The organism is Aeromonas simiae, assembly GCF_000820125.1.
GTDB lineage: Bacteria > Pseudomonadota > Gammaproteobacteria > Enterobacterales > Aeromonadaceae > Aeromonas > Aeromonas simiae.
This window is the reverse complement of record NZ_CDBY01000005.1, coordinates 22,573-37,182: the sequence shown is the minus strand read 5'-3', so window position 1 is coordinate 37,182 and position 14,610 is coordinate 22,573. Positions and strand designations below refer to the sequence as shown.

At 62.4% G+C, this 14,610-nt stretch carries 14 protein-coding genes; 11 read left to right on the top strand and 3 right to left on the bottom strand.

The features are described from left to right. Positions 1-294: 294 nt before the first annotated feature. Positions 295-501: a hypothetical protein gene (locus BN1134_RS00585; protein ID WP_042044619.1), complete on the bottom strand. Its 207-nt coding sequence runs from the start codon at positions 499-501 to the stop codon at positions 295-297. Positions 502-682: 181 nt separating this feature from the next. Between BN1134_RS00585 and BN1134_RS00580 the strand changes: the two genes are divergently transcribed. The 10 genes from BN1134_RS00580 to hemB all read left to right on the top strand — a co-directional run bounded on the left by BN1134_RS00580 (position 683) and on the right by hemB (position 8,844). Next, positions 683-1,948 (top strand): cytosine deaminase, encoded by a 1,266-nt coding sequence (locus BN1134_RS00580; protein ID WP_042044618.1) that lies wholly within the window; start codon positions 683-685, stop codon positions 1,946-1,948. A 79-nt stretch (positions 1,949-2,027) separates the two neighbouring features. Further along, positions 2,028-2,405, top strand: a complete 378-nt coding sequence (gene crcB / locus BN1134_RS00575; RefSeq protein WP_042044617.1) for a fluoride efflux transporter CrcB — start codon at positions 2,028-2,030, stop codon at positions 2,403-2,405. Positions 2,406-2,469: 64 nt separating this feature from the next. Then, entirely contained in the window at positions 2,470-3,222 is a 753-nt protein-coding gene (gene ubiE, locus BN1134_RS00570; RefSeq protein WP_042044616.1) for a bifunctional demethylmenaquinone methyltransferase/2-methoxy-6-polyprenyl-1,4-benzoquinol methylase UbiE, read from the top strand. Positions 3,223-3,231: 9 nt separating this feature from the next. Beyond that, on the top strand, positions 3,232-3,840 hold the full coding sequence (locus BN1134_RS00565) for a ubiquinone biosynthesis accessory factor UbiJ (protein ID WP_042044614.1): 609 nt from the start codon (positions 3,232-3,234) through the stop codon (positions 3,838-3,840). Next, the gene (gene ubiB, locus BN1134_RS00560) at positions 3,840-5,477 is read left to right on the top strand and encodes a ubiquinone biosynthesis regulatory protein kinase UbiB (RefSeq protein ID WP_042044612.1); all 1,638 of its coding nucleotides are present in this window, start codon (positions 3,840-3,842) and stop codon (positions 5,475-5,477) included. The genes BN1134_RS00565 and ubiB overlap by 1 nt, the downstream gene beginning before the upstream one ends. A 42-nt stretch (positions 5,478-5,519) precedes the next feature. Next, positions 5,520-5,765 (top strand): Sec-independent protein translocase subunit TatA, encoded by a 246-nt coding sequence (gene tatA / locus BN1134_RS00555; RefSeq protein WP_042044610.1) that lies wholly within the window; start codon positions 5,520-5,522, stop codon positions 5,763-5,765. A 3-nt stretch (positions 5,766-5,768) separates the two neighbouring features. Next, positions 5,769-6,182, top strand: coding sequence for a Sec-independent protein translocase protein TatB (tatB, locus tag BN1134_RS00550; RefSeq protein ID WP_042044609.1), 414 nt, complete (start codon positions 5,769-5,771; stop codon positions 6,180-6,182). Then, a complete protein-coding gene (gene tatC, locus BN1134_RS00545) occupies positions 6,179-6,937 on the top strand; it encodes a twin-arginine translocase subunit TatC (protein ID WP_042044608.1) in 759 nt (252 codons plus the stop codon). The genes tatB and tatC overlap by 4 nt, the downstream gene beginning before the upstream one ends. 99 nt (positions 6,938-7,036) lie before the next feature. Next, on the top strand, positions 7,037-7,816 hold the full coding sequence (locus tag BN1134_RS00540; RefSeq protein ID WP_042044607.1) for a TatD family hydrolase: 780 nt from the start codon (positions 7,037-7,039) through the stop codon (positions 7,814-7,816). Positions 7,817-7,827: 11 nt separating this feature from the next. After that, positions 7,828-8,844, top strand: coding sequence for a porphobilinogen synthase (gene hemB / locus BN1134_RS00535; protein WP_042044606.1), 1,017 nt, complete (start codon positions 7,828-7,830; stop codon positions 8,842-8,844). Between the two features lie 59 nt (positions 8,845-8,903). Here the strand turns inward: hemB and gorA are convergent, their stop codons facing one another. Together gorA and BN1134_RS00525 are read right to left on the bottom strand one after the other, a co-directional pair. After that, a complete protein-coding gene (gene gorA / locus BN1134_RS00530) occupies positions 8,904-10,253 on the bottom strand; it encodes a glutathione-disulfide reductase (protein ID WP_042044603.1) in 1,350 nt (449 codons plus the stop codon). Between the two features lie 84 nt (positions 10,254-10,337). Beyond that, a complete protein-coding gene (locus BN1134_RS00525; RefSeq protein WP_042044602.1) occupies positions 10,338-12,311 on the bottom strand; it encodes a PAS domain-containing sensor histidine kinase in 1,974 nt (657 codons plus the stop codon). Between the two features lie 245 nt (positions 12,312-12,556). Here BN1134_RS00525 and prlC point away from each other — a divergent pair, with 245 nt between their 5' ends. Continuing rightward, positions 12,557-14,599: an oligopeptidase A gene (gene prlC / locus BN1134_RS00520; protein ID WP_042044601.1), complete on the top strand. Its 2,043-nt coding sequence runs from the start codon at positions 12,557-12,559 to the stop codon at positions 14,597-14,599. Positions 14,600-14,610: the final 11 nt, after the last annotated feature.

The following is a 14,610-nucleotide window of genomic DNA, read 5'->3' as shown; positions in this document are numbered from 1 at the left end:
TTCTGGGTATCAGCACCATATAAAGAAGGCCTTCCCAAACGGGAAGGCCTTTTTGCATTGGTTCTAGCGCAAGCATCCATATCATGGGCCTGTGCACCTTCTTAAAGGCAGGCGATGAGATTGCAGAGGGGGCTTTCACCGCTGGACGGGGCCCATCCAGAGAAGCCCTGAGGAGTCCTCAGGGCTTTCTGTTTTCAGACATCATCCAAAATGAAAGAGCCCCACCTGAAGGAAGGGCTCTTGCATGGAAAGCATCTTGGTTCATCTAGAGGAGAACCGCGAACCGATGCTCTCTTAGTGGCGACACAGTCGGTGAGCGTTGAGGTAGTAGCGTGTTTGGCCGCTACGCTCGCGCTTTACCAGAGCCACGATTTCATCGTCGCGTCGGTATTCCCAGCTCTCTTTGATCATGTCGAGCGGCGGGTTGCTGTGGATCCCCATGGTGCTCAGGTATTCGTGGAATTGGCTTGCGTTGCCGATTTCAGTAAGACGTCCGTTCATGTTATGTCTCCTCGTTTGCTGCCAAGAAGGATAATTCCGACCCGCTGTATAAAAGCTGAACATACTCATTTTTTGGTAGCGTTTTCAGATTGGCACTATGAGATGACAGGATGGCGACGTTCCCGTTAAGGTTGCTAACAGCTCGTTCCTACTCCTGCCTACTCATTGCAAGGACAATGTCATGCTGATTCAGAATCTCCGCCTGTCGGGCCAGGAAGGCCTATGGCAAATCTTGTGTGAGCAGGGTGTCTTACGCGCCATCATGCCCATGGGGCAGGCGCTACCGGCAGCCACCGTGTTGGATGCGGAGGGGGGGCTGGCGATTCCGCCTTTCATCGAACCCCATATCCATCTCGATACAACCCAGACCGCCGGTGAGCCAAGCTGGAACCGCTCGGGCACACTGTTTGAAGGGATCGAACGCTGGGCCGAGCGTAAGGCGCTGTTGACCCATGACGACGTCAAGCGCCGTGCAACCCAGACCCTCAAGTGGCAGATCGCCAACGGCATCCAGTTTGTACGCACCCATGTCGATGTCTCCGATCCCCATCTGGTTGCCCTCAAGGCGATGCTGGAGGTGCGAGAAGAGATGAAGGAGTGGGTGGAGCTGCAGATCGTCGCTTTTCCCCAGGAGGGGATCCGCTCCTACCCGAATGGGCTGAGTCTGTTGGAGGAGGCGCTGCGCCTCGGTGCCGATGTGGTGGGGGCAATTCCTCATTTCGAATTTACCCGCGAGTACGGGGTTGAGAGTCTGCACCGTATGTTCGAGCTGGCCGAGCGCTACGATACCCTGATCGATGTGCACTGTGACGAGATTGACGATGAGCAGTCGCGTTTCGTCGAGACATTGGCCACCCTGGCGCTGGAGCGTGGCTGGGGCGAGCGGGTCACGGCCAGCCACACCACCGCCATGCACTCCTACAACGGGGCCTACACCTCGCGCCTGTTCCGTCTGCTGCGCCTATCGGGCATCAACTTCGTGGCCAATCCCTTGGTGAACATCCACTTGCAGGGGCGCTTTGATAGCTACCCCAAGCGGCGCGGTATCACCCGGGTCAAGGAGATGCTGGAGAGCGGTATCAACGTCTGCTTCGGTCATGACGACGTGTATGACCCCTGGTATCCCCTGGGCACCGGCAACCTGCTACAGGTGCTGCACATGGGGCTGCATGTCTGCCAACTGATGGGCTACGAGCAGATCGACAAGGGGCTCGATCTCATCACCCACCACAGTGCCCGCACCCTGCACATTCAGGATCGCTACGGTCTGGAGGAGGGCAAGCCGGCCAACTTATTGATCCTGCCGGCCGACAGCGGTTTCGACGCGGTGCGCCGCCAAGTGCCGGTGCGTTACTCGATTCGCCACGGCAAGGTGATCGCGCAGACTTGCCCCGCCACGACCACCTTGCAGCTCGGCACCACTGAGGTGGTCGACTTTCGCCGCTGAGCCTCGCGATTAATTGCCGCCCCTGTCGCGGTGGCTGTCGAGGGGGCATAATGGGCCCAATTTTCATGAGGAGTGACTGATGCAAACCTGGCTGCTGATCGCCGCCGGCGGGGCCGTGGGAGCCTGCCTGCGTTTTGGGATCGGAGAGTTGATGGCCTGGCTGCTGGGCCGCCACTTCCCCTATGGCACCCTGACCGTCAACCTCGTCGGCTCTTTCATCATGGGGCTGGCCTATGCCCTGATCAGCCACGGCCACGTGCTGGAGCACCCGCTCAAGCCGCTGCTGATGGTGGGTATCCTCGGGGCGCTGACCACCTTCTCATCGTTCGCCCTCGATACCATGGTGCTGATGCAGCATGGTGACTGGTTCAAAGCCGGTCTCAACATTCTGCTCAACGTGGCGCTTTGCCTGCTGATGGTTTACGTCGCCATGCAGCTGGTCCCCGCCCGGGGTTGAGGTGTCCGGATGCGGCGAGCTCTGATAAACTGGCGCCCTATCTTTGGTCTACAGGTACATCAGGATGTCTGAGCAGGCTGCCACCACCCATTTTGGCTTCAAAACCGTCGCCGCCGAGGAGAAGGAAACGCTGGTTGCCAGTGTGTTCCACTCGGTCGCTGCCAAGTACGATCTGATGAACGATCTGATGTCGTTCGGCATTCATCGTCTGTGGAAGCGATTCACCATCGACTGCTCCGGCGTCCGCAAGGGGCAGAGGGTGCTGGATCTGGCCGGCGGAACCGGTGACCTGACCGCCAAGTTCTCCCGCATCGTCGGCGAGAGCGGTCAGGTGGTGCTGGCCGACATCAACGACTCCATGCTCAAGGTGGGCCGCGACAAGCTGCGTAACCTCGGTATCGCGGGCAATGTCTCCTATGTACAGGCCAACGCCGAGGCACTGCCGTTCCCCGATAACCACTTCGATCTCATCACCATCGGCTTTGGCCTGCGCAACGTCACCGACAAGGATAAAGCCCTGGCCTCCATGTTCCGGGTGCTCAAGCCGGGCGGACGCCTGCTGGTGCTGGAGTTCTCCAAGCCCGAGAGCGAGGTGATGGCCAAGCTGTATGACCTCTACTCCTTCAAGTTGCTGCCCAAGATGGGCGAGATCGTGGCCAATGACAGCGAAAGCTATCAATACCTGGCCGAGTCGATCCGCATGCACCCTGACCAGGAGACCCTCAAGGGGATGATGGCGAAGGTGGGGTTCGAGGAGGTGGAGTACTACAACCTGACGCAGGGCATCGTTGCTCTGCACCGCGGTTACAAGTTCTAGGTCGCCCCCATGCCGATGGATGCCCTCATCACCGCGGCGGTCGAGACCGCCTGCAACCAGTTGCTGGCCCGCGATACCAGCGCCGCCGAGCGCCAGAAGAAACTGATTGGCAAGACCCTGCGCCTCGATGTGCGCGAGCTCAAGCCGCTCTGGTTTATCTTCTCCTCCGGCCGGGTCGACGTGCTGGCCCGCTATGAGGGAGAGGCCGACGCCGGGCTCTCCCTGTCGCTCTCGGCCCTCGGTCTGTTGCGAGACCCCTCGGCCCTGACCCGCTATATCCGTGAGGAGCGCCTCGATATCGAAGGCGATCCCCAGTTGGTGCAAGCCTTTGGCAGCCTGTTCGGCGAGCTGGCCATCGATTGGGAGGAGCAGTTGTCGCGCTATACCGGCGATGTGCTGGCTCACACCCTGTTTGCCGGTGCCCGCAAGGCCCGCTCCCTGCTTGGGCTCGAGTTGCGGCGCAGCCGCACCCAGCTGGCAGAGTATCTCACCGAGGAGTTGCGTCTGGCCCCTGGCCCCCTCGAGGTGGCGAGTTTCGGCGATGACGTGGAGGCACTGGCGAGCCGGCTCAAGGCAACCGAGCTGCGGCTGGCCCGCCTCGAAGCTAAGGTGGCCTGATGACCCCGAAGGAGTTTTCCCGCCTCTACCAGATCACCCGCATCCTGCTCGAGCACGGCATCGATGAACTGGTGCCGGCGCGCTATCAGCCCTGGCCGGGCCGGTTGGCACGCCGCAGCCTGTTCTGGTTGAAAAACCGCAGCGGTGAGCACAGCCGTGGCGCGCGGATCCGCCTCGCCTTCGAGGCCCTCGGCCCCATCTTCATCAAATTTGGTCAGATGCTCTCGACCCGGCGCGACCTGTTGCCGCCGGACATCGCCGAGGAGCTGGCGCTGCTGCAAGATCGGGTGCCGCCCTTTTGCGGCCAGGAGGCGCGGCGCCAGATTGAGGCGGCTCTGGGGGCTCCCATCGAGAGCCTGTTCGACGATTTCGATGAGACGCCGCTGGCGTCAGCCTCGATCGCCCAGGTGCACACGGCGCGGTTGAAGGAGAATGGCCGCGAGATCGTCATCAAGGTGATCCGCCCCGATATCGAGACCACCATAGAGGCGGATCTGCGGCTGATGATGGCGATGGCCCGTCTGGTGGCCCGCTTCGTGCCCCAGAGCTCGCGCCTGCGTCCGGTCGAGGTGGTGGAAGAGTACCGCAAGACCATAGAGGGCGAGCTCAACCTGATGCGCGAGGCGGCCAACGCCATCCAACTGCGCCGCAACTTCACCGGCTCCGACGCCCTCTACGTGCCCGAGGTGTTCACCGACTACTGTCGCCAGCAGGTGCTGGTGATGGAGCGCATCTACGGCATCCCGGTCTCCGACCTCGCCGCACTCGAAGCCAATGGCACCAACATGAAGCTGCTGGCCGAGCGCGGGGTCGAGGTCTTCTTCACCCAGGTGTTTCGTGACAGCTTCTTCCACGCCGACATGCACCCGGGCAACATCTTCGTCTCGTATGAGCACCCGGAGAACCCGCTCTGGATCGGCATCGACTGCGGCATCGTCGGCACGCTCAACCGGGAAGACAAGCGCTACCTGGCCGAGAACTTTCTTGCCTTCTTCAACCGCGACTACCAGCGGGTGGCGCAGCTGCACGTGGAGTCGGGCTGGGTGCCCGCCGACACCAAGGTCGAGGAGTTTGAGTTCGCCATCCGCACCGTGCTGGAGCCCATCTTCGAGAAGCCACTCGACCAGATCTCGTTTGGCCATGTGCTGCTTAACCTGTTCAACACCGCCCGTCGTTTCCACATGACGGTGCAGCCGCAGCTGGTGCTGCTGCAAAAGACCCTGCTCTATGTCGAAGGGCTGGGGCGTCAGCTCTATCCTCAGTTGGATCTGTGGCAGACCGCCAAACCCTTCCTCGAGCGCTGGATGCGCGAGCAAGTTGGCCCTAAAGCGGTATTGAATGCCATTCGGGAAAAGGCACCCTATTGGGCAGAGAAATTGCCGGAGCTACCGGAACTGGTCTATGAGACCCTGCGCCAGACCCGCAGTCAGCAACACCATTTTGATCGGCTGTTCGACGAGTTTCGCCGTCACAGCCGCCGCCAGGGACAGGCACGCTATCTGCTCGGCATGGGGGCAACCCTGTTGCTGGGCGGCATCATTCTCCACTCGGTGCATCAGCCCGATTGGGGGAGCACGAGCCTGGTTGCCGCGGCGGCCTGCTGGCTGGCCGGCTGGCTCAAGGCTCGTTCCCACTAACACAACAACGGCGCGCCCCGACGAGCGCACAAGGAGACACACATGGGTGGTATCAGTATTTGGCAACTTCTCATCATCGGTCTGATCGTGGTGCTGCTGTTCGGCACCAAGAAGCTGCGCGGTATCGGCGGTGATCTGGGTGCGGCCGTGAAGGGCTTCAAGAAGGCGATGTCCGACGATGAGCCGGCGGCCCCTTCCCGCGATGCCGACTTCGAGCAGAAGAAGATCGCCGAGCAGGGCCAGACCCCGCAGGATGCCCAGCAGCAGAAAGACAAAGATCAGGCCTAAACCATGTTCGACATCGGTTTCTGGGAGCTGATCCTGGTCGGTGTGGTCGCCCTGTTGGTGCTCGGCCCCGAGCGGCTGCCGGTGGCAGTGCGGACGCTGGCTCACTGGATCAAGCTCATCCGTAGCACCGCCAACGCGGTGAAGGCGGAGCTGACCGAGGAGCTGCGCATCCAGGAGCTACACAACGACCTGAAGAAGGCCGAGCAGCTCAACATGCAGAACTTAAGCCCGGATCTGCAAGCGTCGCTCGATGAACTGCGCTCTGCGGCGGCGTCGGTCAACCGCCCCTACGCCCAGCCGGAGGCCACACCGGAAGCGGCGCAGGCGGAGTCGCTCACCACGCTCAATCCTGCTCCTGCTGCCGAGCCCGTCACGGCGAAGCCAGAGGATCAGGATAAGCAGGAGGCCAAGCCATGAGTCATCCGCAGGGCGAACAGCCTCTCATCACCCACCTGATCGAGCTGCGCACCCGTTTGCTGCGCTCATTGGCGGCCATCGTGCTGGTGTTCCTGGCGCTGGTCTACTTCTCCAACGCCATCTACGACTTTGTCGCCCAGCCGCTGCTCAGCCAGCTGCCGGAGGGCACCAGCATGATCGCCACCGACGTGGCGACGCCGTTTTTGACGCCCATCAAGCTGACCCTGGTGGTTGCCTTCTTTGCCGCCATCCCCTACCTGCTCTATCAGGCATGGGCCTTCATCGCCCCCGGCCTGTACCAGCATGAACGGCGCCTCATCATGCCCCTGGTGGCCTCCAGTGCGGTGCTGTTCTACACCGGCATGGCGTTTGCCTACTACGTGGTGTTCCCGCTGGTGTTCGGTTTCTTCACCAGCACGGCGCCCACCGGGGTGACCGTGGCCACCGACATCGCCAGCTACCTCGATTTTGTGCTGACCCTGTTCTTTGCATTCGGGGTGGCGTTCGAGATCCCGGTGGCCACCATACTGCTGTGCTGGACCGGGGTGACCACCCCGAAGAGCCTGAAGGAGAAGCGCCCCTACGTCATCGTCGGGGTGTTCGTGGTCGGCATGCTGTTGACGCCGCCCGATGTCTTCTCCCAGACCCTGCTGGCGATCCCCATGTGGGCGCTGTGGGAGCTCGGCCTCTTCTTCGCTCGCTTCTACGTGCGTAAAGAGGAGCGTCAGGAAGACGCATCACAGGAGGGGGGCTGAGGCCCCCTTCCTCTTTTCAGGGCCGATCATGAGGCGTATGGTAAGGCCCGACCAAAAAGATAGATACCGTTTGAGGGTATTCGGGAGCACGAGCCGACCATGATCGACATAGGGGTGAACCTCACCAGCAGCCAGTTTGCCAATGAGCAGGAGGAGGTGGTCTCCCGCGCCCGCGAGGCCGGGGTCGAGGCCCTGATCCTGACCGGCACCGATCTGGCTGGCAGCCGCGACAGCGCCGCCCTGGCGGCTCGCTGGCCGGGGTTCGCCTTTGCCACCGCAGGGGTTCACCCCCATGACGCCAAGAGCGTAGATGCCGCGACCTGGCCTGCCCTGCGCACGCTGGCGGCCCAGCCCCAGGTGGTGGCCATCGGTGAGTGTGGTCTCGACTACAATCGCGACTTCTCGCCCCGGCCGGTGCAGGACGCCGTCTTCGATGCCCAGCTGGCGCTTGCCGCCGAGCTGGGGATGCCGGTGTTTCTCCACTGCCGTGATGCGCACCACCGCTTTGTCGAGATCCTGCGCCCCTGGCTATCCCGTTTGCCGGGCGCCGTGCTGCACTGCTTTACCGGCTCGGATGCTGAGCTGGACGAGTGTCTGGCCCTCGGGCTGCACATCGGGGTCACCGGCTGGATCTGCGACGAGCGGCGCGGCGATGACCTGCGGCGCCAGGTGGCGCGCATTCCCGCCGGCCGCTTGCTGATCGAGACCGACGCCCCCTATCTGGTGCCACGGGATATCCGTCCGCGCCCCAAACGCAACGAACCCGCTTTCTTGCCGCACATCGCCCGCGTGGTGGCGGCTTGCCGCAACGAGACGCCCGAGGCCCTGCTGGCCCATAGCCGGGCCGCCTCGGTGGCCTTGTTCCAACTTCCACTCTAGGAGACCAGCTTATGGCCATTACCCTGCCGGGCACCTTCCCGGGCCGCCGTCTGCGCCGTGCCCGCGCCACCGATTTCAGCCGTCGCCTGATGCGCGAGAACCTGCTGACGGTCGATGACCTCATCTATCCCATGTTTGTGCTGGAGGGGGAGAATCGCCGCGAGGAGGTGGCTTCCATGCCGGGAGTGGAGCGGGTTTCCATCGATCTGCTGCTCAAAGAGGCGGCCGAGCTGGTCGCCCTCGGCGTGCCGGCCGTGGCCCTGTTCCCGGTCACCCCGCTGGAGCAGAAAAGCCTGCTGGCGGAAGAGGCCTATAACCCGGAGGGGCTGGCCCAGCGCGCGACCCGCGCCCTCAAGGCCCATTTTCCCGAGCTGGGGGTCATCACCGACGTGGCGCTGGACCCGTTCACCACCCACGGCCAGGATGGCATCATCGACGAGCAGGGTTACGTGATGAATGACATCACCACCCAGATCCTGGTCAAGCAGGCGCTCTCCCATGCCGCCGCCGGGGCCGACATGGTGGCCCCCTCCGACATGATGGATGGGCGTATCGGGGCGATCCGGGCTGCGCTGGAGGCCAACGGCTTCGTCAACACCCAGATCATGGCCTACTCGGCCAAGTACGCCTCCCACTACTACGGCCCGTTCCGCGATGCGGTCGGCTCGGCTGGCAACCTGGGCAAGAGCAACAAGGCGACTTACCAGATGGACCCGGCCAACAGCGATGAGGCGCTGCACGAGGTGGCGCTTGATATCAGTGAGGGGGCCGACAGCGTCATGGTGAAACCGGGCATGCCATATCTCGACGTGATCCGCCGGGTCAAGGATCAGTTCGGCGTGCCGACCTACGCCTATCAGGTGAGCGGCGAGTACGCCATGCACATGGCTGCCATTCAGAACGGCTGGCTGAAAGAGCGGGAGTGCATCATGGAGTCGCTGGTCTGCTTCAAGCGCGCCGGTGCCGACGGCATCCTCACCTACTTCGCCAAGCGGGTGGCGCAGTGGTTGCAGGAAGAGCGCCGCTAAGGGACGCAGTCCAACAAAAAGGGGAGCCATCGGCTCCCCTTTCTCATGGCGGCAAGTGGTCAGCGCATGGTGACGAACTCCTCGGCACTGGTCGGGTGGATGGCGACGCAGTTATCGAAGTCGGCCTTGGTGGCCCCCATCTTCATGGCCACGCCGAAGCCTTGCAGGATCTCGTCCATGCCAAAGCCGATGCCGTGCAGACCGACCACCTTCTCTTCCGGGCCGGCGCACACCAGCTTCATGCGGGTGGGTTGGCGGTGCTGGGTGAGGGCCGAATACATGGCGGTGAACTGGCTCTTATAGACCTTGATGTTGGCCTCGCCATACTCGGCGATCGCTTCGGGCTCGGTCAGGCCTATGGTGCCGATAGGGGGGTGGCTGAACACCACGGTCGGGATCAGGGAGTAGTCGAGGTGCTCGTCCGGCTTGTTGTTGAAAAGACGCTCGGATAGGCGCCGACCGGCAGCCACGGCGACCGGGGTCAGTTGCACCCGCCCTGTGTTGTCGCCGACCGCATAGATGCCAGGGACCTGGGTGTTCTGGTACTTGTCGGTGGGGATGTAACCGCGCTCATCGGGTTCAATTCCGGTTGCGGCCAGATTGAGCTGGTCGGTGGCCGGCTCACGGCCGATGGCCCAGATGAGGCAGTCGACCGTCAGGTGGCGACCGTCTTCCAGATGCAGGGTCAGGCTGCCATCGGCGTTGCGAAGGAGCTCCTTGGGCTGCGCATGGGTGTGCAGCTTGGGCCCTTCCTGCGCCATCACCTCGACCAGGGTCTCCTGCACCATGGGGTCGAAGCTGCGCAGCGGCCCGTGCTTGCGCACCAGCAGGTGGGTCTCGGAGCCGAGTGCATGCAGCACGCCGGCGATCTCCACGGCGATGTAACCGGCGCCCACCACCGCCACTCGCTTGGGCTGTTCGGTCAGGGCGAAGAAGCCATCGGAGGTGATCCCCAATTCGGCGCCGGGAATGGCCGGGATCTCGGGACGGCCGCCGGTGGCGATGAGGATGTGGTCAGCACTGTAGCGCTCGCCGTTCACCTCGACGGTGTGGGCATCCACGAAGCGGGCAAAGCCGCGGATGACGGTGATGCCATTTTTGGCCAGCACGTTGTCGTAGGAGTGGTGAATCCGGCTGATGTAGGCCTGGCGCGACGCGATCAGCTTGCTCCAGCTGAAGTGGTTGAGGGTGGTGTCAAAGCCGTAGTCGGGGCCGTATTTCAGGGCATCGGCGATCTGTCCGGCAAACCACATGGCTTTTTTCGGCACGCAGCCCACGTTGACGCAGGTGCCCCCCAGCGCCTTGGCCTCGATCAGGGCGACCTTCTTACCGTGCATGGCGGCCCGATTGGCTGAGGCGATGCCCCCGCTGCCGCCACCAATGGCGATGTAGTCAAAATGCTGGGCCATAAGCTCAATTCTCCACTCGGGTTGTGATGGGCAAGAGATGGGGACGCCCTGCAGAAGATGCAAGGCGTCCGTGTGTAGAGAAGGTTATACCGAGAGCGGCTCGAGGGGCAGGCGGATCAGGAACTGGGCGCCCTGATCGGGCTCGCTGTGGCAGCTGATGCGGCCGCGCAGCAACTGCACCACCAGGTTGTAGATGATGTGGGTGCCGAGCCCGCTGCCCCCTTGTCCGCGCTTGGAGGTGACGAAAGGCTCGAACAGGCGCGGCAGGATCTTGGGACTGATGCCGCGACCGTTGTCGCGATAGTCGATCTCCAGCTCTCCATCCTTGACCTGCACCGTGATGGTGATGCGCTTCTGGCGATCCCAGTTCTCGAAGGCGTGATTGACCGAGTTGAGGATCAGGTTGGAGTAGATCTGGGCAAAACTGCCGGGATAGGAGTGGATCACCAGCTCGGGGTCGCAGTGGATGTCGACCTCGCACTGGGCCTTGCGCAGGCGGTGGCCCAACGATACCACCACCTGGTGCAGGTTCTCGGCCACGTTGAAGCTGTAGTGGGCCTCGGAGGATTGATCGACCGCCACCTGCTTGAAGCTGGCGATGAGTTCGGAGGCGCGGCGCAGGTTGCCCTGTAGCAGCGACATGGATTCATCAAGGTTGCTGACGAAATCGTTGAGGTAGCTGCGCGACAGCTGCTTGGCCTCGATGTGCTGCTTGAAGTCGAGCACCCGCTCTTGCAGGTAGGAGGAGGCGGTGACGCTGATGCCGATCGGGGTGTTGATCTCGTGGGCCACGCCGGCCACCAATGAGCCGAGCGAGGCCATTTTCTCCGACTCGACCAGGGTCTGCTGGGTGCGTTTGAGCTCGTCGTAGGCGCGGGTGAGCTGGCTGTTGCTCTCGCTCAGGCTGCGGGTGCGCTCATCGACCTTGGCCTCCAGCTGCTCGTTGAGCTGGATGATTTCGTGCTCCACCTGCTTGATCTGGGTGATGTCGTAGCCAAAGCCGATCAGATACTTGAGATCCGGCCCCTCGTAGAAGGGGGCGAAGCTCCACAGCAGCACCAGCTCATGGCCCTGCTGATCCAGCATGGGCACCTCTATCTCTTCGTGCGGCCTGTGCTCTTGCAGGCTGGCGGCGAGTTGGTCGCGCTGCTGGCGGTTGACGAAGATGTCATCCCAACGCTGCCCCAGAATTTCGTGCTGCACATAGCCGGTCAAGAGGATGGCGGCCGGGTTGATGCTGGCGATCGAGAGATCGGGCTCCAGGCAGCAGATGAGCACGTTGGAGGAGTTGATCAGGGTGGCGGAGAAGTCGCGCTCCTGCTGCAACTGCTCGAGGGCCTGCTGGCGGGCACTGAACTCATCGCTGAGGCGGGTTCGCATCTGGTTGAGAGCCGCCGCCAGAGAGTCAAATTCGTCCGGTTTCGGCCGTGGCAGCGGGCGCCCCTCCAGCTCGAGGGGATCACCCAGCCGATCCAGCTCGAAGTGCTCAGCGAAGTGAACGATACGGTTGATGTGGCGCACCACCATGTAATAGATGATGAGCAGGATACAGAACGAAACCACCAGGGTCTTGATGGTCTGGCTCACCAGGATCAGCACCGATTTCTCCATCAGCCGGTGATAGACCTGATCGAGCGAGGCGGCCACAAACAGTTTACCGACGACCTCCCCCTGATAGGTCAGCGAAAACTCGCGTGAGATGTCGTAATGAGGGCGCTCGGCCCCTTGCGAGAGCAAGGGTACCTCGGAGTGACCGAGGATCTCCTTGACCATGACGAACTGCATATTGGGCAGGTTCATGATCCCCTCAAGCTGTACCTTGACCTGCTCTTCATCGAGGTTCCACAGGCTGGCGGCGATGGGTTGCAGGAAGGAGGCCTCGATCTGGGTGATGCTGCTTTCGATCAGATCGACGTCCTTGCGGTAGTCCCAAGCCAGCTGCAACAAGGTGATGAGGAAGGCTAGAGCCGTACTGCAAAGCAGGATATAGGCGAGGAGCCGGTAGGAGAGGGTGTTGCCACGCATGGCCTTGATGGCCTTGGAGAAGAGTCCTGACATGTCGTCCTTGCAGTCCGGAAACCAAGAGTCGTGGGCCTAAGTGTAACCACTTCGGGGCGAACTTGGCATCAGGGATGTGAATGGGGCCTTAGTGAGTCCACGCGGCCAGTCGAGGCAAAAACTTGAGCAGACTGTGCACATGTGCTACCGCAGATACTTGATAATTGGAGTCATTACCACCATCTTAGGTAGTCCGTAACACTGCGCTTCTGAACGGCAGGGGCCGAATTACTCGAGGTATTAAGATGAGCAATCCTTTGTTGACGATGGACGGCCTGCCCCCTTTCACTCAGATCCAGCCGGAACATGCTCAGCCGGCCGTGCTGCAGGCGATCGCCGACTGCAAGCTGCGTATCAAAGAGGTGCTGGCACAGAGTGAACCGCACACCTGGGATAGCCTGGTGGCACCGCTGGAAGAGGTGAACGATCGCCTCTCGCGCGTCTGGTCACCGGTCTCCCACCTCAATGCAGTGATGAATTCCGATGCGTTGCGCGAGGCGCACGACGCTTGTCTGCCGCACCTGGCTGAGTACCAGACCTTTGTCGGCCAGCACGAGGGGCTGTTTGCCGCCTACCGCGAACTGGCCAGCAGCGATGACTACCGCCTGCTGAGCGCAGCACAGCGCAAAGAGGTCGAAAATACCCTGCGTGATTTCCGTCTCTCCGGCATCGATCTGCCGGCCGAGCAGAAACAGCGCTACGGCGAGATCCAGGCTCGCCTCTCCGAGCTGGCCTCGCGTTTTAGCAACAACGTGCTCGATGCCACCCAGGGCTGGCACAAGCTGGTGACCGACGAAGGTGAGCTGGTGGGTCTGCCGCCGAGCGCGCTGGCAGCCGCTGCGGCCCAGGCTAAGGCGCGTGACATGGAGGGGTGGCTGTTCACGCTCGATATCCCCTCTTATCTGCCGGTGATGATGTATGCCGACAACCGCTCCCTGCGTGAGGAGCTCTACCGCGCCTACGTCACTCGCGCCTCCGATCAGGGGCCCTGCGCCGGCCAGTGGGACAACAGTGCTGCTATGGCTGAGATCCTCGATCTGCGCCTGGAGCTGGCCCGATTGCTCGGGTTTGCCAGCTATGCCGAGCTGTCGCTGGCGACCAAGATGGCCCAGTCGACCGGGCAAGTGATCGGTTTTCTGGAGGATCTGGCCGGCAAGTCGCTGCCGCAGGGGCAGGCCGAGTTGCAGGAGATCCGCGACTTTGCCGCCGCCGAACACGCCATGAGTGAGCTGGCGGCCTGGGATCTGCCCTATTACGCCGAGAAGCTCAAGCAGCACAAGTTCTCCGTCTCCGATGAGCAACTGCGCCCCTACTTCCCGGCCCGCAAGGTGGTCGCCGGCTTGTTCGAGGTGGTGCGCCGGGTCTTCGGCCTGCGAGTGCGCGAGCGTCTCGGCATCGAGACCTGGCACCCGGACGTGCGCTTCTATGACATCTATGACAGCGAAGATGAACTGCGTGGCAGCTTCTACCTCGACCTCTACGCCCGCGCCAACAAGCGTGGCGGCGCCTGGATGGATACCTGTCTCGGCCGGCGTTACCGCCGCGATGGCAGTATGCAGCGGCCGGTGGCTTACCTGACCTGCAACTTCAATGGCCCGGTTGATGGCCAGCCGGCCCTGTTCACCCACAACGAGGTGGTGACCCTGTTCCACGAGTTTGGTCACGGCTTGCATCACATGCTGACCTCCATCGATGTGGCCGGGGTCGCGGGCATCAACGGAGTGCCCTGGGATGCGGTTGAGCTGCCGAGCCAGTTCCTCGAAAACTGGTGCTGGGAATCCGAGGCCTTGGCCTTCCTCTCCGGCCACTATGAAACCGGTGAGCCGTTGCCGGGTGAGTTGCTTGGCAACATGCTGGCGGCCCGCAACTTCCAGGCCGCGATGCAGATGCTGCGCCAGCTCGAATTCGCCCTGTTCGACTTCCGCCTGCATATGGATGCCCGTGCGGGTGCCGCTGGGGTGGTTGACGAGGTACTCTGCCAGGTGCGCCAACAGGTCGCGGTGTTGACGCCTCCGGCCTTCAACCGCTTCCAGCACAGCTTTGCCCACATCTTCGCCGGCGGTTATGCCGCAGGCTACTACAGCTATAAGTGGGCCGAGGTGCTGTCGGCGGATGCCTACTCCCGTTTTGAGGAGGAGGGGATCTTCAACCCACGCACCGGCGCCGACTTCCTGCAGCACATTCTGGAGCAGGGGGGCTCTCAGGAGCCGATGGCGCTGTTCCGTGCCTTCCGGGGCCGCGAGCCTCAAGTGGATGCGCTGCTGCGCCATAGTGGGATCACGGCGTGATTTTTGCTGAC

Coding starts and splice junctions, on each gene's coding strand:
- ubiB (WP_042044612.1), top strand. CDS start 3,840: ATGACCCCGAAGGAGTTTTCCCGCCTCTACCAGATCACCCGCATCCTG.
- ubiE (WP_042044616.1), top strand. CDS start 2,470: ATGTCTGAGCAGGCTGCCACCACCCATTTTGGCTTCAAAACCGTCGCC.
- tatB (WP_042044609.1), top strand. CDS start 5,769: ATGTTCGACATCGGTTTCTGGGAGCTGATCCTGGTCGGTGTGGTCGCC.
- gorA (WP_042044603.1), bottom strand. CDS start 10,253: ATGGCCCAGCATTTTGACTACATCGCCATTGGTGGCGGCAGCGGGGGC.
- BN1134_RS00525 (WP_042044602.1), bottom strand. CDS start 12,311: ATGTCAGGACTCTTCTCCAAGGCCATCAAGGCCATGCGTGGCAACACC.
- BN1134_RS00585 (WP_042044619.1), bottom strand. CDS start 501: ATGAACGGACGTCTTACTGAAATCGGCAACGCAAGCCAATTCCACGAA.
- BN1134_RS00540 (WP_042044607.1), top strand. CDS start 7,037: ATGATCGACATAGGGGTGAACCTCACCAGCAGCCAGTTTGCCAATGAG.
- tatA (WP_042044610.1), top strand. CDS start 5,520: ATGGGTGGTATCAGTATTTGGCAACTTCTCATCATCGGTCTGATCGTG.
- prlC (WP_042044601.1), top strand. CDS start 12,557: ATGAGCAATCCTTTGTTGACGATGGACGGCCTGCCCCCTTTCACTCAG.
- BN1134_RS00565 (WP_042044614.1), top strand. CDS start 3,232: ATGCCGATGGATGCCCTCATCACCGCGGCGGTCGAGACCGCCTGCAAC.
- crcB (WP_042044617.1), top strand. CDS start 2,028: ATGCAAACCTGGCTGCTGATCGCCGCCGGCGGGGCCGTGGGAGCCTGC.
- tatC (WP_042044608.1), top strand. CDS start 6,179: ATGAGTCATCCGCAGGGCGAACAGCCTCTCATCACCCACCTGATCGAG.
- hemB (WP_042044606.1), top strand. CDS start 7,828: ATGGCCATTACCCTGCCGGGCACCTTCCCGGGCCGCCGTCTGCGCCGT.
- BN1134_RS00580 (WP_042044618.1), top strand. CDS start 683: ATGCTGATTCAGAATCTCCGCCTGTCGGGCCAGGAAGGCCTATGGCAA.